This is a genomic window from Streptomyces luteogriseus, assembly GCF_014205055.1.
In the GTDB taxonomy this organism is placed as follows: Bacteria; Actinomycetota; Actinomycetes; order Streptomycetales; family Streptomycetaceae; genus Streptomyces; species Streptomyces luteogriseus.
This window is the reverse complement of record NZ_JACHMS010000001.1, coordinates 3281801-3303689: the sequence shown is the minus strand read 5'-3', so window position 1 is coordinate 3303689 and position 21889 is coordinate 3281801. Positions and strand designations below refer to the sequence as shown.

22 protein-coding genes are annotated in these 21889 nt (G+C 70.7%); 11 read left to right on the top strand and 11 right to left on the bottom strand.

All coding sequences use genetic code 11. From position 1 onward, the window contains the following. Nucleotides 1–19: 19 nt before the first annotated feature. On the bottom strand, nt 20–334 hold the full coding sequence (locus BJ965_RS14160) for a hypothetical protein (protein ID WP_184908972.1): 315 nt from the start codon (nt 332–334) through the stop codon (nt 20–22). A 109-nt stretch (nt 335–443) separates the two neighbouring features. On the opposite strand from BJ965_RS14160, the gene BJ965_RS14155 reads away from it, so the two are divergent. From BJ965_RS14155 to BJ965_RS14130, 6 genes are all read left to right on the top strand, one after another. Next, nucleotides 444–773, top strand: a complete 330-nt coding sequence (locus tag BJ965_RS14155) for a hypothetical protein (protein WP_184908971.1) — start codon at nt 444–446, stop codon at nt 771–773. Nucleotides 774–1058: 285 nt separating this feature from the next. Beyond that, nucleotides 1059–2309: a L,D-transpeptidase gene (locus tag BJ965_RS14150; protein ID WP_184908970.1), complete on the top strand. Its 1251-nt coding sequence runs from the start codon at nt 1059–1061 to the stop codon at nt 2307–2309. 150 nt (nt 2310–2459) lie between these two features. Beyond that, nucleotides 2460–3914 (top strand): ABC transporter permease, encoded by a 1455-nt coding sequence (locus BJ965_RS14145; protein WP_184908969.1) that lies wholly within the window; start codon nt 2460–2462, stop codon nt 3912–3914. A 103-nt stretch (nt 3915–4017) separates the two neighbouring features. Continuing rightward, nucleotides 4018–4701 carry an ABC transporter ATP-binding protein gene (locus BJ965_RS14140; protein WP_184908968.1) on the top strand — a complete coding sequence of 228 codons (684 nt, stop codon included), beginning with the start codon at nt 4018–4020 and terminating at the stop codon, nt 4699–4701. A gap of 266 nt (nt 4702–4967) precedes the next feature. Beyond that, nucleotides 4968–8222 carry a S8 family serine peptidase gene (locus BJ965_RS14135; RefSeq protein ID WP_221513778.1) on the top strand — a complete coding sequence of 1085 codons (3255 nt, stop codon included), beginning with the start codon at nt 4968–4970 and terminating at the stop codon, nt 8220–8222. Between the two features lie 77 nt (nt 8223–8299). Beyond that, a complete protein-coding gene (locus BJ965_RS14130; RefSeq protein ID WP_184908967.1) occupies nt 8300–8812 on the top strand; it encodes a hypothetical protein in 513 nt (170 codons plus the stop codon). 33 nt (nt 8813–8845) lie between these two features. Here BJ965_RS14130 and BJ965_RS14125 read toward each other — a convergent pair whose 3' ends face one another. Further along, entirely contained in the window at nt 8846–9760 is a 915-nt protein-coding gene (locus tag BJ965_RS14125) for a helix-turn-helix domain-containing protein (RefSeq protein ID WP_184908966.1), read from the bottom strand. A gap of 180 nt (nt 9761–9940) precedes the next feature. Here BJ965_RS14125 and BJ965_RS14120 point away from each other — a divergent pair, with 180 nt between their 5' ends. The 3 genes from BJ965_RS14120 (at nt 9941) to BJ965_RS14110 (ending at nt 12373) form a co-directional block, all read left to right on the top strand. Next, complete coding sequence (locus BJ965_RS14120; protein WP_184908965.1) at nt 9941–10981, top strand: NAD(P)-dependent alcohol dehydrogenase; 1041 nt, start codon at nt 9941–9943, stop codon at nt 10979–10981. A gap of 154 nt (nt 10982–11135) precedes the next feature. After that, nucleotides 11136–11519, top strand: coding sequence for a VOC family protein (locus tag BJ965_RS14115; RefSeq protein WP_184908964.1), 384 nt, complete (start codon nt 11136–11138; stop codon nt 11517–11519). Nucleotides 11520–11611: 92 nt separating this feature from the next. Then, entirely contained in the window at nt 11612–12373 is a 762-nt protein-coding gene (locus BJ965_RS14110; RefSeq protein WP_184908963.1) for an SDR family oxidoreductase, read from the top strand. A 9-nt stretch (nt 12374–12382) separates the two neighbouring features. Here BJ965_RS14110 and BJ965_RS14105 read toward each other — a convergent pair whose 3' ends face one another. From BJ965_RS14105 to BJ965_RS14080, 6 genes are all read right to left on the bottom strand, one after another. Beyond that, nucleotides 12383–13366, bottom strand: a complete 984-nt coding sequence (locus tag BJ965_RS14105) for a DUF5829 family protein (RefSeq protein ID WP_184917148.1) — start codon at nt 13364–13366, stop codon at nt 12383–12385. Nucleotides 13367–13477: 111 nt separating this feature from the next. Continuing rightward, nucleotides 13478–14173: a DUF4389 domain-containing protein gene (locus BJ965_RS14100; protein ID WP_184908962.1), complete on the bottom strand. Its 696-nt coding sequence runs from the start codon at nt 14171–14173 to the stop codon at nt 13478–13480. A gap of 108 nt (nt 14174–14281) precedes the next feature. After that, nucleotides 14282–15415, bottom strand: coding sequence for an AI-2E family transporter (locus BJ965_RS14095; RefSeq protein WP_184917145.1), 1134 nt, complete (start codon nt 15413–15415; stop codon nt 14282–14284). Between the two features lie 72 nt (nt 15416–15487). After that, nucleotides 15488–15814 carry a hypothetical protein gene (locus BJ965_RS14090; protein ID WP_184908961.1) on the bottom strand — a complete coding sequence of 109 codons (327 nt, stop codon included), beginning with the start codon at nt 15812–15814 and terminating at the stop codon, nt 15488–15490. Then, a complete protein-coding gene (gene msrA / locus BJ965_RS14085; protein WP_184908960.1) occupies nt 15807–16475 on the bottom strand; it encodes a peptide-methionine (S)-S-oxide reductase MsrA in 669 nt (222 codons plus the stop codon). Before msrA ends, BJ965_RS14090 begins: the two co-directional genes overlap by 8 nt. 100 nt (nt 16476–16575) lie before the next feature. Then, the gene (locus BJ965_RS14080) at nt 16576–17697 is read right to left on the bottom strand and encodes a hypothetical protein (RefSeq protein ID WP_184908959.1); all 1122 of its coding nucleotides are present in this window, start codon (nt 17695–17697) and stop codon (nt 16576–16578) included. Between the two features lie 152 nt (nt 17698–17849). On the opposite strand from BJ965_RS14080, the gene BJ965_RS14075 reads away from it, so the two are divergent. Then, the gene (locus BJ965_RS14075) at nt 17850–19004 is read left to right on the top strand and encodes a cystathionine gamma-synthase (protein ID WP_184908958.1); all 1155 of its coding nucleotides are present in this window, start codon (nt 17850–17852) and stop codon (nt 19002–19004) included. Nucleotides 19005–19023: 19 nt separating this feature from the next. Here BJ965_RS14075 and BJ965_RS14070 read toward each other — a convergent pair whose 3' ends face one another. From BJ965_RS14070 to BJ965_RS14060, 3 genes are all read right to left on the bottom strand, one after another. Continuing rightward, entirely contained in the window at nt 19024–19272 is a 249-nt protein-coding gene (locus BJ965_RS14070) for a hypothetical protein (protein ID WP_184908957.1), read from the bottom strand. A 25-nt stretch (nt 19273–19297) separates the two neighbouring features. Further along, entirely contained in the window at nt 19298–19801 is a 504-nt protein-coding gene (locus tag BJ965_RS14065) for a sigma factor-like helix-turn-helix DNA-binding protein (protein WP_184908956.1), read from the bottom strand. Nucleotides 19802–19977: 176 nt separating this feature from the next. Further along, nucleotides 19978–20484 (bottom strand): MarR family winged helix-turn-helix transcriptional regulator, encoded by a 507-nt coding sequence (locus tag BJ965_RS14060; protein WP_184917142.1) that lies wholly within the window; start codon nt 20482–20484, stop codon nt 19978–19980. 163 nt (nt 20485–20647) lie between these two features. Here BJ965_RS14060 and ilvA point away from each other — a divergent pair, with 163 nt between their 5' ends. Further along, nucleotides 20648–21877: a threonine ammonia-lyase gene (gene ilvA / locus BJ965_RS14055; protein WP_184908955.1), complete on the top strand. Its 1230-nt coding sequence runs from the start codon at nt 20648–20650 to the stop codon at nt 21875–21877. Nucleotides 21878–21889 lie beyond the last annotated feature (12 nt).

The window sequence follows — 21889 nt, the reverse complement described above, 5'->3', positions numbered from 1 at the left end:
GGCCCCGCGTCAACAACCGTCAGAAACCGAGCCGTTCCCGGCGCACCGAGTACACGACGAACCCCGCACCGAGCGTGAGGCAGAAGGTCCCGCCGATCACGTACGGCGTGCTGTCGAAGCTGCCGGTGTCGGCGAGGCGGGTGCCGGTGACGGAGGTGTCCGCGGTCGTGGCCGCGATCCGGGCCTGCTCCGTGACCTGCGGCGACGGGCTCGTCGAGACCGCGTCTCTCACCGGGGAGTCCGACGTCGCGTTCGCGGACGGGACGAACCACAGGGCGCCCAGCAGGGACGCCGCGGCGGTGGCGGTCAGCAACGGGCGGCGAGCGGATGACACGGAATATCGATCCCCTTGTGACGTCGGCGAATTGGCCGTGTGGGGCGATGTTAGTGAAAGTCGCGGGTCACGGGAAAGTCACGGGAGGGCCTGGACGTACGCTCCCGCCATGAGCACTCCAGAGACATCACGATTTGTACGGCTTCGGGTTGAACTCGTTCTCGAAGTCGACGACGCGGACGCGGTCACCAAGTCCGCGCTGCGCCGGATCGCCGACGAGGCGGAGCTGCCGGCGGCGGAACGGGCCCATGCCGAGAGCGCTGTGACGGAAGACACCGCGGAGGCCCTCGCGTACCTCGTGGACCCGTTCGACCTGGTCAGCCAGGTGCCGGGGGTCGAGCTCCAGCAGGCCTCCTGGAGCAGTGAACGGATTGACTACGACCCCGATTCGCCGGACTGGGACCTCGACGAGGATGATGGCGACGACAGCGACGGCTGAGTTGTCCGGGACTCGTGACCCCGGGCGGCAACCGCCGCCCGGGGTCTTCGCGTCTCAAGTGGCGCACCGGCCGCACCCGTAACGACCGGCCCCGTCCGTCACGGACGTGGTGATCCCCACACCTGCGCGACCTGGGGAACCGGATGAGCCGGTCGTAGCGTTGAAGGTTCCGGATGAGGACTCACGAGTCCTGGCGAGGACTCATGGGTCCCGACGGGGGCACTCAGGTTTTTGACGGGGACACTCGGGGTTTTGGGGAAATCGGCAACGATGGAGAAGCGTGTGATGACGGTCAGTAAGCGGCGCAAGGGCCTGACGGTCGCGTCCGCACTGCTCGGCGGAGTGCTGATGCTCTCGGCGTGTTCCGGAGGCGACGACAGCGCCTCCGGGGGCGACGGAGGCGACAGCTCCCAGTCGAAGGTCGACGAGGCCGCGGCGAAGAAGACCTCCGAGGCCCAGATCAAGATCACACCCGAGGACGGCTCCGACAACGCCTCCATCAACAACTCCGCCGCCGTCACCGTGAGCAAGGGCACGCTCACGGACGTCAAAATGACGACGTCGGAGGGTACCGAGGTCAGCGGCCAGATATCCGCCGACAAGACCAGCTGGAAGCCGACCGCCCAGCTGGAGCGGTCCACCACCTACAAGCTGGCGGCCGAGGCTAAGGACTCCGACGGTCGCGTCGCCCACGAGAACGCCTCGTTCACCACGGTCTCCCCGGCCAACAGCTTCATCGGCAACTTCACGCCGGACGACGGCACCACCGTGGGCGTCGGCATGCCGGTCTCGATCAACTTCGACAAGGCGATCACCAACAAGGCCGCGGTCCAGAAGGGCATCAAGGTCAGCACGACCGGGGGCCAGGAAGTCGCCTGCCACTGGTTCAACGCCAACCGCATGGACTGCCGGCCCGAGGACTACTGGAAGGAAGGCTCCACCGTCACGCTGAAGCTCGCGCTCGACGGCGTCGAGGGAGCCAAGGGCGTCTTCGGCGTCCAGCAGAAGACGGTCACCTTCAAGATCGGCCGCAACCAGGTCTCGTACGTCGACGCGAAGACCAAGAAGATGAAGATCACGCAGGACGGCAAGACCGTCCGCACGATCCCGATCTCCGCCGGCTCGCCCGAGAACAAGACGTACGAGGGCATCATGGTGATGTCCGAGAAGTTCAAGGAGACGCGCATGAACGGCGCGACCGTGGGCTTCACGGACGACGACGGCAAGGGCGAGTACGACATCAAGGACGTGCCGCACGCCATCCGCCTCTCCAGCTCGGGCACCTTCATCCACGGCAACTACTGGGGCGCGAAGTCCATCTTCGGCAGCGTGAACACCAGCCACGGCTGCGTCGGCCTGCAGGACGCCAAGGGTGCGAACGACCCGAACACGCCGGGCGCGTGGTTCTACAACAACTCGATGCTCGGCGACGTGGTGGTCGTCGAGAACACCGGCGACAAGACGGTCGCGCCGGACAACGGCCTCAATGGCTGGAACATGAGCTGGGCCGACTGGAAGGCCGGTTCCGCGGTCTGACGATCCGCCGGCTCCCCTGACGAAAGGCCGCCGCCCATCCCGGACACACGGGGTGGGCGGCGGCCTTTCGCCGCCGGGTGCTCGTCTCTTCTCATCCAGCTCTTATGCGCGGCTCAAGCCCTCATCACGGACCGTCCTTAGCTTGCCGCCATGTTCTTCACCTACCTGAGGCGCGAGTTGCGCCGCCGCAGAAAGGCGGCCCTCGTCGTCGCCTCCGGACTCGCGCTCGGTATCGCGCTGGTCATCGTCGTCACCTCCGTGTCCGCCGGTATGGGCAGGGCGCAGGACAAGGTCCTCCGGTCGCTGTACGGACTGGGCACGGACATGACCGTCACCAAGTCCGCGGCGCCGGCCGGGAGCAGCTCCGAACGGCCGCGCTTCCGCTTCGACGCCCAGGACGACGACTCGGGCGGTGAGCAGAGCAGCGACCGCGTCATGGTGCAGGGCTTCCAGACGCTGGCGGGTACGACGGTGGGCGAGGTCGACGCGCAGAGCGGTGTCGCGGACGCCGTGGGCGGGCTGAGCCTCCAGGTCGTCAAGGTCAGCGGGGCCTTCACACGCGGCCGGTTCGAGCAGGGGGAGAGCGGCGGCGGACAGGGCGGTGGCCGGGGCGGGGCCCAGCCCTCGCCGCAGGGCCGGGTGGAGGGCGGCGGCGCCGACTTCGACGTCAACAGCTACTCCGTCTACGGCACCGACGTCACCAAGCCGGCCCTCGGCCCGCTGACCTCCTCGAAGATCACCAGCGGCCGTGCCTTCACGACGGGCGAGACGAACGCGGAGGTCGCCGTCGCGGATGCGGCGTATGCCAAGGAGAAGAAGCTCAAGGCCGGGTCCACCGTCACCGTCAAGGGCACGAAGTTCAAGGTGGTCGGCATCGCCACGGCCGACAGCGGGGACGCGGCCGCCGACCTCTACATCCCGCTGAAGCGGGCCCAGACGCTCGCCGACGTCAAGGACAAGGTCACGACGATCTACGTCAAGGCCACCGACTCGCAGCGGATCGACAGCGTCAAGTCGGAGATCGGCAAGAACATCCCGGGCACGACGGTCACCACCTCCGCCGACCTCGCCGACACCGTCTCCGGCTCCCTGGCCACGGCCTCCTCCCTCGCCGCGAGCGTCGGCACGTGGCTGTCGGTCGTGGTGCTCGTGGCCGCGTTCCTGGTGGCCGGGCTGCTGACGTCCTCGGCGGTCTCCCGCCGGGTGCGCGAGTTCGGCACGCTCAAGGCGCTGGGCTGGAAGTCGGGCCGGGTGACCCGGCAGGTCGTCGGCGAGGCGGTGGTCAACGGCCTCGTGGGCGGTGCGCTCGGGATCGCGCTGGGGCTGGCGGGGGCGTACGCCGTGACGGCTGTGAGTCCCACGCTGCAGGCGCAGTTGGGCGGGGGAGGCGGAGCGGGCGGTGGCGGCTTCGGGGGCATCGGGGGCGGCCCGGGCCGTGAGGCCGCGGGGAGGACCCTCGACGTCGCCCTCACCGCTCCGGTCAGCCTGACGACCATCGCCCTGGCGGTGGCCCTGGCTGTGACGGGCGGGTTGATCGCGGGGGCCTTCGGTGGTTGGCGGGCCTCCAGACTGCGCCCGGCGGACGCACTGCGGCGGGTGGAGTAGGCGTTCCTCTCAGGCCGACGGCACCAGCACGGACCTCAGGGGCGCGGGGAACTGCGCGACAAGCCCCCACGCACCCCACTCGAAGATTCAGGAGCCTTCCACCATGTACGAACTCAGAGCCGTCACCAAGCACTACACCCGGTCCAAGGACACCGTCCAGGCCCTCGACGGCATCGACCTCACCATCCCCGACGGCGACCGACTGGTCATCCAGGGCCCCACCGGCGGCGGAAAGTCCACACTGCTCCAGATGCTCGGCGGTCTCGACCGCCCCACCTCCGGACAGGTCGTCCTGGACGGCATCGACCTCGCCGCACTGCCGGAAGCGAGGCTGACCCGGGTGAGAAGCGAAAGCATCGGCTTCGTCTTCCAGTCCTTCAACCTCATCCCGACGCTCACCGCGCAGGAAAACGTGGAGACCGCCCTCGTCCCGCTCGGCGTGAAGCCGAAACAGCGACGCGAACAGGCCGCCGAGGCACTGAAGTCGGTGGGCCTCGGCGAGCGCCTCGCGCATCTGCCCGGCGAGATGTCCGGGGGCCAGCAGCAACGCGTGGCCATCGCCCGCGCCCTGGTGAAACAGCCGAAGGTGCTCCTCGCCGACGAACCCACCGGCAATCTCGACGAGTCGACGCGCGACGAGATCATGGACGTACTCGAACGCATGTGGGAGGAACTCGGCCTCAGCTTCGTGATGGTCACCCACGACTCGGCGATAGCGAAGAAGGCTCCGCGCGTGGCGACGATCCGCAAGGGCCGGATCTCTGTCAAGGAGAACGCGCGTGCGTAACCACGCGGCCGCGTAACGGAGTTCCGTCGGCCGTGTAACAGTCGGCCGACGGAATTCTTACCGACCTCTCATCTATTGAGCACCTGATCACCCCTCGGCATACTGCGTATTCCGGGGGCGTACGGGCATGCGTGCGAGACCACCCCCGGCCGGGTGAACGGGGAATTCACCCGGTTCTTCTGCAAGGGGGAAACTTGCACAGACAAGTGAAAAGGGCGTACGCGGCCACCGTCGCGACAGCGGCGGCCGTGGCTCTGGCGGCGGGTATGACCAGCCCGGCCTCGGCCAACGGCGAGCAGGCGGCACCGTCCGCCAAGCCGGCGTCCCTTACCGCCAAGCACCGCATCACACTCATCACCGGCGACCGAGTCGTCCTGGACGCCAAGGGCCGCGTCATCGGCCTGGAACACGCCAAGGGCCGTGAGAACGTCCCCGCCCAGATCCGCAAGGTCGACGGCCACACCCTCGTCATCCCGGCCGACGCGGCCCGCCTGGTCGCCAGCGGCAAGCTCGACCAACGGCTCTTCGACGTCACCGAGCTCAACAAGTCCACGACCCGCAAGGCCCAGAAGAAGGGCCTGAAGGTCATCGTCGGCTACCAGGGCAGCGCCGCCGCGACCAAGGCCGACGTCCGTGAGGCCGGCACCCTGAGCCGCGCGCTGAAGTCCGTGAACGCGGACGCGGTGCAGACGCCGCGGCAGGACACGCCCGAACTCTGGGACGCGGTCACCAACGGCCAGAAGACCGCCGCCGGGATCGCGCACGTCTGGCTCGACGGCGTCCGCAAGGCCAGCCTCGACAAGTCCGTCCCGCAGATCGGCGCACCCAAGGCCTGGTCGGCCGGCTACGACGGCAAGGGCACCAAGATCGCCGTCCTGGACACCGGTGTCGACGCCACCCACGACGACCTCAAGGGCCAGGTGGTCGGCGCCAAGAACTTCACCACCGCGCCCGACGCCTCCGACAAGGTCGGCCACGGCACGCATGTCGCCTCCATCGCGGCCGGCACGGGCAAGAAGTCCGGCGGTACGTACAAGGGTGTCGCGCCCGGCGCGAAGATCCTCAACGGCAAGGTCCTCGACGACGGCGGCTTCGGCAGCGACTCCGAGATCCTCGCCGGCATGGAGTGGGCCGCCGCCGAGGGCGCCGACGTCATCAACTTGAGCCTGGGCGGCGGCGACACGCCCGCGATCGACCCGCTGGAAGCGGCGGTGAACAAGTTGTCCGACGAGAAGGGCGTCCTGTTCGCCATCGCGGCCGGCAACGAGGGCGACTTCGGCGAGCAGACCATCGGCTCCCCGGGCAGCGCCGCCGCGGCCCTGACCGTCGGCGCCGTCGACGACAAGGACAAGCTCGCCGACTTCTCCAGCCGCGGCCCCGGCATGGACGGCGCCCTCAAGCCCGACGTGACCGCGCCCGGCGTGGACATCACCGCGGCCTCCGCCCCGGGCAACCAGATAGCCCAGGAGGTCGGCGAGAAGCCGGCCGGCTACATGTCGATCTCCGGTACGTCGATGGCGACCCCGCATGTCGCGGGCGCGGCGGCGATCCTCAAGCAGCAGCACCCGGACTGGAAGTACGCCGAGCTCAAGGGCGCCCTCACCGGCTCCACCAAGGGCGGCAAGTACACCCCGTTCGAACAGGGTTCGGGCCGGATCCAGGTCGACAAGGCCATCAAGCAGTCCGTGATCGCCGAGCCGGTCTCGGTGAGCTTCGGTGTGCAGCAGTGGCCGCACACCGACGACAAGCCGGTCACCAAGGAGCTGACGTACCGCAATCTCGGTACGAAGGACGTCACGCTGAAGCTGACGTCGACGGCCACCAACCCCAAGGGCCAGGCCGTCCCGTCCGGCTTCTTCAAACTCGGCGCCACCTCGGTGACGGTCCCGGCCGGCGGCAAGGCCTCCGTGCCGTTCACCGTCAACACGAAGCTGGGCGGCACGGTCGACGGCGCGTACTCGGCGTACGTGACGGCGACGGGCGGCGGCCAGACCGTCCGCACGGCGGCGGCGGTGCAGCGCGAGGTCGAGTCGTACGACGTGACGCTGAAGTTCCTCGACCGCGACGGCAAGGCGGCGAAGAACTACAGCGCCGACCTGACCGGGATCGCGGGCCTGGGCAAGGGCAAGGGGGCCGCGCCGTACGACGAGGACGGCACCGTCACCGCCCGTGTCCCCAAGGGCACCTACATCCTCAACACGAGCATCTACGCGGGCGACGACCCGGAGAAGTTCGAGGGCGCCGACTGGCTCGCCCAGCCCAAGCTGAACGTCGGCAAGAACACGACGATCACGCTGGACGCCCGCAAGGCCAAGCCGGTGGACATCACCGTCCCGGCCACCGGCGTCACGTCGGAGTTCGCCTCGGCCGACTACACGGTGGAGACCGATGACACCAGCTACGGCTTCGGCTGGTGGCTGGACTCCTACGACAACTTCCGCACCGCCCACGTCGGCCCGCAGATCACCGACGGTTCGGTGACCCAGCAGTGGGACGGCCACTGGTCCAAGGGCGCCAACGAGGAGTACAACGTCGTCGCCGGCGGCAAGGTCAAGCAGCTCGCCACCGGATTCACCAAGCACTACAAGGCGAGCGAGCTCGCCACGGTGAAGGCCGGTCTCGGCGCATCGGCGAGCGGCAAGAAGGGCTCGGTCAACGCGGTGGGCTGGATGCCGTGGAGCTCCAGCGCCTCCTCGATCGGCATGCAGCAGGCCCTGCCCGGCACCCGGACGATCCACCTGTCCGCCCAGGGCGGCGTGAAGTGGCAGCTCGAGTTCGCCCAGTCCGGAGGTGTGGACGAGGACGGCTTCCCGGTCGACGAGGCCGCCTACGCGATGGGCACGCACACGTTCGCCGCCGGCAAGAGCTACTCCAAGACCGTCAACACGGCCGTCTTCGGGCCGCGCCTGACCGGCGACTTCGGTGTCATCCGTGAGGGCAACCAGATCTACGGTTCCCTGCCGCTGTTCGCCGACGGCAAGGGCAACGTGGGCTACTCGAAGTTCTCCGCGGTCGACACGACCCTGCACCGCAACGGCACCAAGGTCGGCAGCAACGACGACCCGCTGTTCGGTGACAAGCAGTTCAAGGTCCCGGCCGCCGACGCCGAGTACAAGCTGACGACGTCGGTCAAGCGGAGCGTCAAGGTCGCCGCGGCCTCCACTCGCGTCGATGCCAGCTGGACGTTCCGCTCGAAGAAGACCAGCGGCATCACCAAGCTGCCCGTCTCCACGGCCCGCTTCGGCGCGACCACGGGTCTGGACAGCAAGGCCCCGGCCGACAAGACCGTCAAGGTCCCGGTCACCGTCGAGGGCGCGGCCAAGGGCGGCAACCTGAAGTCGCTGTCGGTGTACGTGTCGTACGACTACGGCAAGACCTGGAAGAAGCTCACCGTCAAGGACGGCAAGGTGAGCGTCAAGAACCCGGCGAAGGGGAAGGCCATCTCCTTCCACGCCAAGATCGCCGACAAGAAGGGCAACAAGTCGACGATCTCGATCTACAACGCGTACTACGGCAAGTAAGCGGTAGCGCACGCGCGTTGACGGCCCGTCGGAAGCCTCGGCTTCCGGCGGGCCTGCCGCGTCAGTAGGGTCCTCGCATGACCGCCGCCGTGACCGCCATGATCACCGCCGTCGTGGGCGTCCTCGGCACACTCTTCGCGCCGGTGCTCGGCCAGCGGCTCTCCGCACGGCAGCGGGACGAGGAGACCCGGGCCGAGGAGCAGCGACGGCGGTTCGAGGAGCGCAGGGACGCGTACACGGCCATGAACAGGGCCTCACGCCAGTTCCACACCCTCCTGAAGGACGCCCTGCACCGCCTGCGCGACGGGGTCTACGGCGACGCCGAGCGCGACCAGCTCGAAGAGACGCGGCGCGACTACCGGGACCGGTACGCGCAGGCCCAGATGATCGTGCCGGAGCGCATCCTCGACGCCTCGCGGTCCGTCAACGAGGTCCTCGCGGGCATCGACGCGGCGGTCAAGCGACTCGACCGCGGCGTGGCCCGGGAGGGCGAGAGCGCGGAGGGCGCCCTGGTCGACCTGAAGGAGGCCGAACCACGGCTGTCCGCGATGCGGAGGCTGATGCGGGAGGACCTGGGCGTCGTGGACTGAGGCGGGGCGACGGTGGGAAGGCACGGGGGCCTCTCACTCCGACGGCGTCGAAGCCCTGGTGCCCGAGCGGGTCGCGTCCGCTCCCCAGCTGGCCAGCAGGCGCAGGGCCTCCGCCGACGGGCTGTCCGGTTCCGCGTGGTAGGTGATCAGGGACTGCTCGCCGTCGTCGACCAGGCGGAACGTCTCGAAGGACAGGGTCAGGTCGCCGACCAGCGGGTGGCGCATGCGCTTGACGCCGTAGCTCTTCTCCTTGACGTCGTGGGCGGCCCAGAGGCGGCGGAACTCCTCGCTCTTCACCGACAGCTCGCCCACCAGGGCGGACAGCCGCGGGTCGTCCGGGTGGCAGCCCGCGTCCATGCGCAGGTAGCCGACGATGTCGGACGCCTTCTGGTCCCACTCGACGAACAGCTCGCGGTACTCGGGCCGCAGAAACACCAGCCGCGCCCAGTTCCGCTCCTGGGCCGGCACCTCCGCCCAGTCGCCGAAGAGGGCCGACGCCATCCGGTTCCAGGCCAGGATGTCCGAGCGGCGCCCGACGACGTACGCCGGGACGGACTCGATGGAGTCCAGCAGATGCCGCAGCGCCGGCCGAACCTGCTGGCTGCGCGCCACCGGCTTCTTCTTGTTCTGCTTCGGCTTCGCCAGGTGCATCAGGTGCGCGTGCTCGGCGTCGCTCAGCCGCAGGGCGCGCGCGATCGCGTCCAGCACCTCCGCGGAGACGTTGCGGCCGTTGCCCTGCTCCAGCCGCGTGTAGTACGCCACGGACACCCCGGCCAGCTGCGCCAGCTCCTCGCGGCGCAGCCCGGGCACCCGCCGCCGCCCGAAGTCGGGCAGCCCCACGTCCTCGGGCTTCAGCCGGGCCCGCCGGGTGCGCAGGAACTCACTGAGCTCGGCGCGCCGGTCCAGGCCGCCACCGGCCGTCTGTGCGGGTTCGGGCTGTTCGTCCATGCCGTCCAGTATTCCTGGTCGTAGGCACACGAGCCTGACCCCGCCAGTGGTACGCACCGTGTGCGTACGCAAAACCGTGGTCTGGGTGAGTACGCACGGATCCGGCAGGCTGGTGATCGTGCCCGGTCAGAAGATCCAGAAGGCAGCCGGGCACAGAACCCCGCTAGGAGAACCCCCGGCATGACCACTGTTGCTGCGTACGCCGCTCCCGCTCCCAAGGCTCCGCTGGAGCGCACCACCATCGAGCGCCGCGAGGTCCGCGAGTTCGACGTCCTGATCGACATCAAGTTCGCCGGCATCTGCCACTCCGACATCCACCAGGCCCAGGAGGGCTGGGGCGAGGCGATCTTCCCGATGGTCCCCGGCCATGAGATAGCCGGTGTCGTCTCCGCGGTCGGCCCGGGCGTCACGAAGTTCGCCGTCGGCGACCGCGTGGGCGTCGGCTGCATGGTCGACTCCTGCCGCGAGTGCGAGAACTGCAAGGCCGGCCGTGAGCAGTACTGCGTCCAGGGCAACGTCCCGACGTACAACGGCATCGGCAAGGACGGCGAGCCCACCTACGGCGGCTACTCGGAGAACGTCGTCGTCGACGAGAACTTCGTCGTCCGCATCCCCGACGGCCTGTCGCTCGACGTCGCCGCACCGCTGCTGTGTGCCGGCATCACCCTCTACTCCCCGCTGCGCCGCTTCGGCGCCGGCCCCGGCAAGAAGGTCGCGGTCGTCGGCCTGGGCGGCCTCGGCCACATGGGCGTCAAGATCGCCCACGCCCTCGGCGCCGAGGTGACCGTGCTGTCGCAGTCCCTGCGCAAGCAGGAGGACGGCCTGCGGCTGGGCGCGGACCACTACTACGCCACCAGCGACCCGAAGACCTTCGAGGAGCTGGCCGGCACGTTCGACCTGATCGTGTCCACGGTGTCCGCCCCGCTGGACTTCAACGCCTACCTGTCGCTGCTGAAGACCGAGGGCACGCTGGCCAACGTCGGCGCCCCCGAGGAGCCCGTCTCCCTCAACCTCTTCTCGGTGATCGGTGGCGGCAAGACCCTCGCCGGTTCCATGATCGGCGGCATCGCGGAGACCCAGGAGATGCTGGACTTCTGCGCCGAGCACGGCCTCGGCGCCGAGATCGAGCTGATCCGCGGCGACCAGATCAACGAGGCGTACGAGCGGGTCCAGGCCAGCGACGTGCGCTACCGGTTCGTGATCGACACGGCGACGATCTGACCCCACCCCCCAAGTGAGACAGCCCTGAGGGCCCCGGCCGCGCGCCGGGGCCCTCAGGGCTGTTCGTTCGTGATGCACGACGGGGTGCGCGCGGGGTACACGTGGGGGAGTGCACCAGAGGGGTCCGCCGCCACGTACGCCAGGGGAGGCCGCCATGACCGTGCAGCTCAACCACACCATCGTCGTCGCCCACGACAAACGCGCCTCGGCCCGGTTCCTCGCCGACCTCCTGGGGCTCGACGTGAGCCCGCCCTACGGTCCGTTCCTCCCGGTCGAGATCTCCAACGGCGTGACGCTGGACTTCATGGACAGCCCCGGCGCCATCACGCCGCAGCACTACGCCTTCCTCGTCTCGGAGGACGAGTTCGACGAGATCTTCGACCGTATCCGGCAGGCCGGCCTGACCTACTGGGCGGACCCGTTCCACAGCCGCCCCGGCGAGATCAACCACAACGACGGCGGCCGGGGGGCCTACTTCGACGACCCCGACGGCCACCGCCTGGAGATCATCACGAGGCCCTACGGCAGCGGCGGCTGAGCCGTCCGCTCCCCTGCTCGTCACATCCGGTGGCGGCCGCGCGTCATACCGGCGAAGGCGACATCACCCGATGAAAGAGCTGGGGAGCAGTCATGACAGCACCGATCCTGGTCACCGGCGGCACGGGCACCCTCGGCGCCCACGTCGTCCCGCTCCTGCGCGCGTCCGGCCACGACGTGCGGATCCTCACCCGGCACACCCGCCCCGCCACGGACGGCATCGACCACGTCACCGGCGACCTGCTGAAGGACGAGGGCGTCGAGGCCGCCGTCGACGGGGTGGAGACCGTGCTGCACCTGGCGGGCGGCCCCAAGGGTGACGACCGGGCGACCCGCGCCCTGGTCCGCGCCGCGTCCGGGGCCGGCGTACGGCACCTGGTCCACGTCTCGGTCATCGGCGCGGACCGGGTCCCGCTGGCCTGGATGCGGACGAAACTGGAGTCGGAGCGTGCCGTCGCCGACTCAGGCATCCCGTGGACGATCCTGCGCGCGGCCCAGTTCCACGACCTCGTGCTGACCATGGTCGAGAAGATGGCGAAGCTGCCGGTGTTCCCGGTCCCGGGCGGCATGCGGCTCCAGCCGGTCGACGCGCGCGAGGTCGCCGCCCGCCTCGTGGAACTGACCCTCGGTACCCCGTCCGGCCTGGTCCCGGACCTGGCCGGACCGCACCTCTACGACCTCGCCGCCCTGGCCCGCCCCTACCTCCGCCGGACCGGCAGGCGCCGCCCCATGTTGCCGGTGCGCATCCCCGGGAAGGCGGGGCGGGCGTACCGGGCGGGGGCGAACCTGGCGCCGGCGGGGGCGGAGGCGGGGAAGCGGACCTGGGAGGAGTTCCTGGCGGAGAGGCTGGGCTGAGCCTCCGTCCTAGAAGGCGCTCGGCCGGTCCTGGGCCTGACCGGCGTTCGAGCGTGCCTGGTCCTGCCCGGCGCTCGGCCGGTCCTGCTCCTCGAAGGTCCACACCGCGCGGGACCCCGGGCCGACCACCAGGGCAGAGTGGCCGATCCGCTCCACGTGCCGGTACGACACCGGGTGGTTCAGCGACATCTCGATCTGCCGGAGACCCACCTGGTCCAGGGGCACGGAGTCGAACCGGATCGTCGTGCCGCCGCCCTTCGCGACGGCGCCCCCGCCCGGCAGGGACCGGACCGCGAAACCGCCGGCCTTCAGCAGCGGCAGCGTGTTGGCGAGGTCCCGTGCGGTCACCGCGAGCCGGATGCCGGTCACGTCCCGCATCAGGTGGTCGCGGTAGGCGTCGGGCAGGTAGCGCTCCCGGCCCACGTCACCGGGGTGGGAGGCGGGCTCGGTATTGCCGCGCGGGTCGGCGAAGTACTCCGGCCGGTACTCCATCCCCCAGGCGCCGAAGAGGTCGTACTCGCCGGTGGTGAAGACCGCGTCGAACCAGGGCACGGGGACGCCGTCGCCGAAGTCGCGGGTCTGCCGGAACTCGACCGCGTCGCTGATCCCGGCCTTGCGCAGCCGCTCGATCACCGTGGGCAGGTCACCGGCGCGCTCGGTGGACACGCCCAGGCCGGTGGAGCCGAGGGTGCCGTCCTTGCCGGGCACGTCACCCACCCCGAACAGCTCGAAGTAGGTCTCGCGCCCCATCAGATAGCGGCCGGTCCAGGTCTGCCCGCCGGAACCGGTGGTGGTGCGGACCTGGAAGTCGGCGAAGTCCCGCAGATACGGGGAGTGCTCGATGGCGTCCGCGGTCGCCCGGTCGAGCACACCGTAGGCGTGGTTGTAGAACAGCAGTTGCCGCCCGGTCGACGTCCCGTTCCCCTCCGCCCGTGCCGTGCTCACTCCGCCCTGGACCGCCCCCGCGAGGGCCAGAGCGATGACCATGATCAGCTGTAACGCTCGTCTGAGAACCATGCGAGGGAGCGTAGGGCGGGAGGAAACGCTTCCGCTGCGGATTGCGCGCTCTTGCGGTGACAAGGCCAAAGGCGGGTCTTGGTCCGGTCAGGGCTTGGTCAGCGGGGAGACCGGGGGCGATGCCGGGGGCGACGCCGACGGGGGCTCCTGCCCGCCCTGGTCCAGCCGGAACGGCGGGTACTGGTCTGTCAGCAGCGCGGAGTAGGCCGTCACCCGGGCCGCCCAGCGGGCGAGGCCGATCAGGAAGTCGAAGAGGTGCCGCGGGTAGCGGGCCGTGAAGAGCAGGATGACCACGGCCACCAGGGAGAGGAACGGCATCAGCCCGCCGCCGGGCCAGTCGTCCCCACTGCCCCAGCCGCTCCCGATGAACATCGCGACCACGATGTACTGCGGGATCGCCAGCAGCCACCATTTCACCAGCACCAGTCCGCGGGACAGCCTCTCGGGATAGACGACGTCGAAGTGCGCCGGGTAGTCGGGCACGTCGGCGAGGGTGAACGGCGGGTACCGGTCGGTGCCGAGGGCGGTGTGCGCGTAGTAGCTGACCCGCCAGTTCCAGCGCAGCACGCCGACGTTGTAGTCGAAGAGGGACCGCGGGTACCGGGCGGTGAACAGGATCGCGAAGAAGGCGATCACGGTGACGACGACGAATCCGATCCACAAGAACACCAGCACGATGTAGTGCGGGATGGCCAGCAGCCACTTCACCAGCCACATCCAGCGGGACAGGCGGGGATCGACGGACGCCTCCAGGCGCACGGGTGACGCGGTGACAGAGTTCATGTAGCGGCGCTCCTTCCGCCTGCAGACTCGCAAGCGAGGAGAGGCCCCGCGACCTGAGCGGGGCCGTTCGCGCGTCGATGCCGCCCGCGAAGCCCTGCGGCGGTGCCGCTACGACGGGACGGCGGCTCCGGAGTCCGGCTCGTCGGTCCCCGGCCCGCCGGCGGTCGCCTCGTCGGTCCCCGCTTCGCCCGCCCGATCGACGAGCTGTTCACGCACGTAGTTCCAGACCACGGCGATCAGCGCGGCCACGGGCACGGCGAGCAGGCTGCCCACGATGCCGGCCAGGCTGCCGCCCAGGGTCACCGCGAGCAGCACCACGGCCGCGTGCAGGCCGAGCCCCCGGCTCTGGATCATGGGCTGGAAGACGTTCCCCTCGAGCTGCTGCACCACGACGATGATGACCAGCACGATCAGCGCGTCCGTCAGACCGTTGGACACGAGCGCGATGAGCACCGCGACGAAGCCGGCGAACAGGGCGCCGATGATCGGCACGAACGCCGAGACGAAGGTCAGCACCGCCAGCGGCAGCACCAGCGGGACACCCAGGATCCACAGCCCCAGGCCGATCAGGACGGCGTCGAGCAGACCCACGGCCGCCTGGGACCGTACGAAGGCGCCCAGGGTGGCCCAGCCGCGGTCGAACACGGCCGGGACGTCGGTGGCGAGCCGGCCGGGCAGCTGACGGGACAGCCACGGCAGGAACCGCGGGCCGTCCTTGAGGAAGAAGAACATCAGGAAGAGCGCGAGGACGGCGGTGACGACGCCGTTCACCACGGTGCTCACGCCCGTGACGACAGCGCCCACCATGCTGCCGACGCCTTCCTGGGCGCGGGAGACCGCGCTGTCGAAGGCCTTGTTGATCTGCGCGTCCCCGATGTTCAGGGGCGGCCCGGCGGCCCACTCGCGCAGCCGCTGGATGCCCTCCACGACACCGTCCGTCAGCTCCCCGGACTGGGACGCCACCGGCACGGCGATCAGCGCCACCACTCCGACGGCGATCAGCAGGAACAGCACGGTCACGACCGACGCGGCCAGCGCGGGCGGCCACCCGCGCCGGCGCAGGAACCGGGCCGCGGGCCAGGTCAGCGTGGTCAGCAGCAGTCCGACCACCAGCGGCCACACCACGGACCACATCCGGCCCAGCAACCACAACGCCACGGCGGACATGGCGAACACCAGCAGCAACTCGGCGGAAACCCGCGCGGATATCCGCAGCGCGGCACGGGATTTGTCGGAACTCAGAGGCGCAGTCACGCAGGCACCCTACGGGCTGACCGGGCACCCGCAGCAGCCCCGTACCTCGGGAACGGACCGTCAGCGCACGGTGTACATGCTGAAGATGTGCAGGGCCGCTTCGATCTGTGCCCGCGTGCGGCCGTCGGGGTTGCCCGTGACCCGGACGAAGACCACGGCCGAGCCGGGGTCGTCCGCGACCAGCAGCGTTAGCGGCACCCGGCCCGACAGCGGGTAGTCGTACCAGCCGTCGGGCTTCTCGACGTCGGTGTGGGGCAGGGCGTTGCCGACGGCCTGCCAGTCCAAGTCGTCGAACTCGTAGCCCGAGAACTCCGCGATGGTCTCGCAGAACGGCCGCAGACCCTCCTCGAAGATCCAGCCCCCGCCGAAGCTCTCAGGGTCAGCCACCGGTCCTGCCCACCCCGACCGGGCAGGACACGCCCGTCCCGCCGATGCCGCAGTAGCCCGCGGGGTTCTTGTCCAGGTACTGCTGGTGGTAACCCTCCGCAGGGTAGAAGGGGCGGCCCTCGGCCGTGACGATCTCCGTGGTGACGGTGCCGTAGCCGGAGGACGTCAGGACCTTCTGGTACGCCTCGCGGGAGGACTTGGCGGCGGCCTCCTGGGCGGGGGTGTGGGTGTAGATCGCCGAGCGGTACTGCGTGCCCGCGTCGTTGCCCTGGCGGAAGCCCTGCGTGGGGTCGTGGGACTCCCAGAACGTCTTCAGGAGACGCTCGTACGAGATCTGCTCCGGGTCGAAGACCACCCGCACGACCTCGGTGTGGCCGGTCAGCCCCGAGCAGACCTCCTCGTACGTGGGGTTCTCGGTGTGACCGCCCTGGTAGCCGACGAGGGTCGTCCAGACACCGGCAGGGAGCTGCCAGAACTTCCGCTCGGCGCCCCAGAAGCAGCCCAGGCCGAAATCGGCGGTCTCCAGGTTCTCGGGGTACGGGCCGAGCAGCGGGGTACCGAGGACGGTGTGGCGGTCGGGGACCGTGAACGCCGGCTCCGGGCGCCCGGGCAGCGCCTGCTCGGCGGTCGGCAGCTGAGGCGTACGGCTGTGCAGGAACATGCGGTCTCCAATCGGCGCGACGCCCTCCACAACGCGCCGCGACCACCCGGAATTCCGGCGGTTCGCGGGCAGGGCCCGGGCGGGTTCCGGGCCCGGTGGCTCAGTGCGGCAGGCTCGCCGGGCTGCCGCCGTTCGCCTCGTAGCCCGCCACCGCCAGCGCCCGGTACACCGCGAACTCCGCCGCCGGGTCGGCCGACAGGGTCCAGGGCAGGGCGCCGACGTGGCCGTCGATGTGTATCAGCTGGTTCATGGCCTCCGACCAGCGCTCGCCGCGGACCAGGAAGAAGACCAGCATGTGCCGCACATGCGCCAGCATCGGGTCGTCGGCACGGGCCGAGTGCACCGCGTGCAGCGCGCCGTGCACCGCCTTCGTGACGACCTCGCTCTGCCAGAAGTTCGCGACCAGGGTCACCTCGGGGAGGTGCTCGAAGACCGCGAAGAGGGGCATCGCCGAGAGGAGGGAGCCCTTGGGCGCGCGGGCCGCCGCGGCCTCGGCGAACGCGTACGCCTCGGCACGGGAGCCGTGCCACTTCTCGCACCAGTAGTGCAGCGCGGCCAGGTGCGCGCCCATGTGGGCCGGGGCGCGGTCCAGGATCTTCAGCCAGACCTGCTCGAAGTCCTTCTGGGAGTAGCCGAGCCCGCGGGCCACCGACAGCTCCACGATGTACGGGATCGGGTCACCGGGGGCGAGCAGCGCCGCGTCACCGCACGCCGTCCTCGCCTCCTCCATGATGATCCGGAACTCGTCCGTGCCCGGCGTCGCCGTCCGCCACGCCTGCTGCACCAGGAACTCGGCGTGCACCGCCGCACCGCCCGCGTCCTTGGGTGCCTCGGCCCGCCACACGCGCAGCCACTGCCCGCCCGGCGCCTCGCTCACCCCGCCGGGCCGCCGCGAGAGCTCCAGCGAGGCCGCGCCCGCGAAGGCCTGCACGCGCTGCCAGCGCCGCTCGCCCTCCGTCTCCGTGCCCGCGAGGAGCTGCTGCGCGGCGCGGTAGTCCTGCGTGCGCTGCACCACGTCCAGGACGTCCAGCAGGTCCTGGTCGGGGCCGGGCATGCGGATGTCGAGCTCCTCCTCCAGGACGAAGCCGTAGTTCGCCGGGTCCGCCGCGTCCGGGTGGTCGGGGGAGACCAGCCCTATCGCACCGCCGCGCCTGCGCCGCAGGAAGGGGAGCAGCACGAAGCCCAGCATGACCAGCGCGATCAGGACCCACAGAATCTCCATGCAACAAGCGAACCAGACCGCGCCGACAATTGGCCAACCTGCTCCCGGAACCTGTGGAAAACCCGGGCCCGACCCGTCCCGCGACCTGTGGAGAACCGCGGCTCGCCCCGTACCCCGGCACGCGTCGCGTCGGCGCACTACCCTCGGTGCTCATGAGCGACAGGCACATCAGTCAGCACTTCGAGACGCTCGCGATCCACGCGGGCAACACCGCCGACCCCCTGACGGGCGCGGTCGTCCCGCCGATCTACCAGGTCTCGACCTACAAGCAGGACGGCGTCGGCGGACTGCGCGGCGGCTACGAGTACAGCCGCAGCGCCAATCCCACCAGGACCGCGCTGGAGGAGAACCTCGCCGCCCTGGAGGGCGGCCGCCGCGGGTTCGCGTTCGCGTCCGGGCTGGCGGCCGAGGACTGCCTGCTGCGTACGCTGCTCAGCCCGGGGGACCACGTGGTCATCCCGAACGATGCGTACGGCGGCACGTTCCGTCTGTTCGCCAAGGTCGTCGCCCGCTGGGGCGTGGAGTGGTCGGTCGCCGACACCAGCGACCCGGCCGCCGTGCGGGCCGCCCTCACCCCGAAGACCAAGGTCGTCTGGGTGGAGACCCCCTCCAACCCGCTGCTCGGCATCACCGACATCGCCGCCGTCGCCCAGGTCGCCCGGGACGCGGGCGCCCGCCTCGTCGTCGACAACACCTTCGCCACGCCCTACCTCCAGCAGCCGCTGTCGCTGGGTGCGGACGTCGTCGTGCACTCGCTGACCAAGTACATGGGCGGTCACTCCGACGTCGTCGGCGGCGCCCTGGTCACCGCTGACGCCGGCCTCGGCGAGGAACTGGCCTTCCACCAGAACGCGATGGGCGCGGTCGCCGGGCCGTTCGACTCCTGGCTGGTGCTGCGCGGCACCAAGACCCTCTCCGTGCGCATGGACCGGCACAGCGAGAACGCCGTCAAGATCGCCGACATGCTCACGCGTCACGCGCGCGTGACGAGCGTGCTGTACCCGGGCCTGCCGGAGCACCCCGGTCACGAGGTCGCCGCCAAGCAGATGAAGTCGTTCGGCGGCATGGTCTCCTTCCGCGTCGCGGGCGGCGAGGAGGCGGCCGTCGAGGTGTGCAACCGCGCGAAGATCTTCACGCTGGGCGAGTCCCTGGGCGGCGTCGAGTCGCTGATCGAGCACCCCGGCCGCATGACGCACGCCTCCGTGGCCGGTTCGGCCCTGGAGGTCCCCGCCGACCTGGTGCGCCTGTCCGTCGGCATCGAGAACGCCGAGGACCTGCTGGAGGACCTGCAGCAGGCGCTCGGCTAGACCGGCCCCCCGCGCGGGGTCACCAGCCGGTGAGGGGTGGAGTCGTGTCGGACGGCGGCTCCACCCACGGGCGGGCGGTCAGCGCCCACACGGTGAACGCCACGGCCGCCGCGCACAGCAGCAGCCACATCATGCGGCGGGCGAGCGCCCTGCGCCGCAGCATGCGCCCGCCGCGGCGCACCGCCTCGGTGTGGATCTCGGGCGGTACGGGGCGCGGCGCCTGTTCCAGGAGCCGTCGTACGGCCGCCTCGCGGTCGTTCCCGCTCATGTCGTCTCCCGGGCGCCGGACGGGCTCATGACCGCACCGCCTTCGCGGCCGTCACCGCGGGCGCCGGGCCCCGCGGCCGGTGCAGCAGGACCGACGTCGCCCGGTGGCAGATCGCCCGCACACGTTCGGGGGACAGGCCGAGCAGGGCCGCCGTCTGCTCCTCGGCGACGCCCTCGTAGAGCCTGAGGACCAGGATCAGCCGTTCCTGGGGGGTGAGCGGGGCCAGGGGGCTCGCGGGATGCGGCCGGGAGCGGCCGAGCGCGCCGTAGTGATGCCACGTGCCGCGCGCGAAGCGGGTGGCCAGGTACTGGCGGGTGCGGTCGTACGGATCCTCGCCGCGCAGCCGGTCCCAGCACGCGTAGGTGTGCGCCAACGACAGCGTCAGCAGGCGCCGCGCGCGAGGGTTGTCGTCGGGGGCCTCCGCGGTGAGCAGTGTGGCGGCGTGCAGCAGCCGCCCGGCCGCGCCCGCGACGAACGCCTCGAACTCCCGGGCGCGACGGGTGGCCCGGGACGCATGCCGCTCCAGCACCGCGCCTCCCGCCTGACGGCGACCCTGAGGATGCGGGCACCCGGCCGCGCGCGACGGGGGCCCGGTCTCATATCAGGCCAGGTACGGCCCCGAGGTCAAGAGCCGCGCACGGCTCGGGCGGCGCCACGCACGCGTGGAGCCCGGGCCGTGGCACCGGATTCCCTGCGGTACGGCGCTCAGGCCTCCGGCTGTGCCTCCGGCCCGGGCACCCCCTGCGCCGCCATCCGGGAGGACAGCGCGGTGTTGAAGCGCGTGAGGAGGCCGCAGAACGCCTCGCGCTCGTCGGGCTCCCAGTCGTGGGTCAGCTCGGCCATCAACTGGCGCCGTGAGGAGCGCACTTCCTCGAGGCGGGCCTGCCCGCGCGGGGACAGCTGGAGCACCACCGCGCGCCCGTCCTCGGGGTGCGAGGTGCGCTTGACCAGGCCGGTGTCGACGAGGGGAGCCACCTGCCGGGTGACCGTCGACGAGTCGATCCCCATGCTCGCGGCGAGTGCCTTGACGCCCATCGGGCCTTCTTTGTCGAGGCGGTTGAGCAGCAGGTACGCGGCGCGGTCCATGGAGTTGCGCACCTGCCCGACTCCGCCGAGCCGGGTCTGTTCGGCACGGCGGGCGAACAGCGCCACCTCGTGCTGCAGCGTGTCGAGAAGACCGGTGTCACCGACGGTCGTCATGTCCATCGACATTTCAGGTGTTGTGGGCATGGCCGGGGGCTCACTTCGTGGAGGGCTGGCAGATTGGGGGACAGGGTACGCGGCTGGAAGGCGGGCCGTACCGGCGCTGCGCAAAGCGGGTCTCGGAGGTTGGTCACAACGGTCGTTCCCGCCTGTGAACTGCGATGCTGGAGTCATGAGCTACAGCACGGCTGACTCCTTTCGACCCGTCACCCTCGACGACGTGCGCGGCGCGCAGAAGATGCTCTCGGGTGTGGCGCGGGTGACCGCGATGGAGGGCAGCAGGCACCTGTCCCAGATGGTCGGTGCACCGGTGCATCTCAAGTGCGAGAACCTCCAGCGGACGGGTTCCTTCAAGCTGCGCGGCGCGTACGTCCGGATCGCCGGTCTGCTGCCGGAGGAGCGCGCCGCCGGTGTCGTCGCCGCCAGCGCCGGCAACCACGCGCAGGGCGTCGCCCTCGCGTCCGCCCTGCTCGGCGTGCGCTCCACGGTGTTCATGCCGAAGGGAGCCCCGCTGCCCAAGGTCAGCGCCACCCGGGACTACGGGGCCGAGGTGCGGCTGCACGGCCAGGTGGTCGACGAGACGCTGGCCGCCGCGCAGGAGTACGCGGCCGAGACGGGCGCGGTGTTCATCCACCCCTTCGACCACCCCGACATCATCGCGGGCCAGGGCACGGTGGGTCTGGAGATCCTGGAGCAGTGCCCCGAGGCGCGCACCATCCTCGTCGGCATCGGCGGGGGCGGGCTGGCCGCCGGGATCGCCGTGGCGGCGAAGGCGCTGCGGCCGGACGTACGGGTGGTGGGCGTGCAGGCGGCGGGCGCGGCGGCCTACCCGCCCTCGCTGGCGGCGGGCCGGCCGGTGGCGATCGAGAACCCGGCGACGATGGCCGACGGCATCAAGGTCGGGCGGCCCGGTGACGTGCCGTTCGGGATCGTCGGCGAGCTGGTCGACGAGGTGCGCACGGTCAGTGAGGACGAGCTGTCCGCCGCGCTGCTGCTGTGCCTGGAGCGGGCCAAGCTGGTCGTGGAGCCGGCCGGGGCGAGCCCGGTCGCGGCACTGCTGAGTGAGCCGGGCGCCTTCGAGGGGCCGGTCGTGGCGGTGCTGTCCGGCGGCAACGTCGACCCGGTGCTGATGGAGCGGGTCCTGCGGCACGGCATGGCCGCCCAGGGCCGCTACCTGGCGGTCCGCCTCCGGCTGACGGACCGGCCGGGTGCTCTTGCCACTCTTCTGGGCGCATTGTCAGTGGTCGACGCTAACGTCCTGGATGTGAGCCACGTCCGAACCGACCCACGGCTCGGGCTCACGGAGGCGGAGGTCGAGCTGCACCTGGAGACGAAGGGGCCGGCGCACTGCGCCGAGGTGGGTCAGGCGCTGCGCGAGGCGGGCTACACGGTCATCGGCTGACCAAGGCCGTCG

Excerpts from the sequence above, each read along its gene's own strand:
- ilvA (WP_184908955.1), top strand. The coding sequence starts at position 20,648 with ATGAGCTACAGCACGGCTGACTCCTTTCGACCCGTCACCCTCGACGAC.
- BJ965_RS14145 (WP_184908969.1), top strand. The coding sequence starts at position 2,460 with ATGTTCTTCACCTACCTGAGGCGCGAGTTGCGCCGCCGCAGAAAGGCG.
- BJ965_RS14120 (WP_184908965.1), top strand. The coding sequence starts at position 9,941 with ATGACCACTGTTGCTGCGTACGCCGCTCCCGCTCCCAAGGCTCCGCTG.
- BJ965_RS14070 (WP_184908957.1), bottom strand. The coding sequence starts at position 19,272 with ATGAGCGGGAACGACCGCGAGGCGGCCGTACGACGGCTCCTGGAACAG.
- BJ965_RS14110 (WP_184908963.1), top strand. The coding sequence starts at position 11,612 with ATGACAGCACCGATCCTGGTCACCGGCGGCACGGGCACCCTCGGCGCC.
- BJ965_RS14135 (WP_221513778.1), top strand. The coding sequence starts at position 4,968 with ATGACCAGCCCGGCCTCGGCCAACGGCGAGCAGGCGGCACCGTCCGCC.
- BJ965_RS14130 (WP_184908967.1), top strand. The coding sequence starts at position 8,300 with ATGACCGCCGCCGTGACCGCCATGATCACCGCCGTCGTGGGCGTCCTC.
- BJ965_RS14155 (WP_184908971.1), top strand. The coding sequence starts at position 444 with ATGAGCACTCCAGAGACATCACGATTTGTACGGCTTCGGGTTGAACTC.
- BJ965_RS14140 (WP_184908968.1), top strand. The coding sequence starts at position 4,018 with ATGTACGAACTCAGAGCCGTCACCAAGCACTACACCCGGTCCAAGGAC.
- msrA (WP_184908960.1), bottom strand. The coding sequence starts at position 16,475 with ATGTTCCTGCACAGCCGTACGCCTCAGCTGCCGACCGCCGAGCAGGCG.
- BJ965_RS14060 (WP_184917142.1), bottom strand. The coding sequence starts at position 20,484 with ATGTCGATGGACATGACGACCGTCGGTGACACCGGTCTTCTCGACACG.
- BJ965_RS14100 (WP_184908962.1), bottom strand. The coding sequence starts at position 14,173 with ATGAACTCTGTCACCGCGTCACCCGTGCGCCTGGAGGCGTCCGTCGAT.
- BJ965_RS14115 (WP_184908964.1), top strand. The coding sequence starts at position 11,136 with ATGACCGTGCAGCTCAACCACACCATCGTCGTCGCCCACGACAAACGC.
- BJ965_RS14075 (WP_184908958.1), top strand. The coding sequence starts at position 17,850 with ATGAGCGACAGGCACATCAGTCAGCACTTCGAGACGCTCGCGATCCAC.
- BJ965_RS14125 (WP_184908966.1), bottom strand. The coding sequence starts at position 9,760 with ATGGACGAACAGCCCGAACCCGCACAGACGGCCGGTGGCGGCCTGGAC.
- BJ965_RS14150 (WP_184908970.1), top strand. The coding sequence starts at position 1,059 with ATGACGGTCAGTAAGCGGCGCAAGGGCCTGACGGTCGCGTCCGCACTG.
- BJ965_RS14080 (WP_184908959.1), bottom strand. The coding sequence starts at position 17,697 with ATGGAGATTCTGTGGGTCCTGATCGCGCTGGTCATGCTGGGCTTCGTG.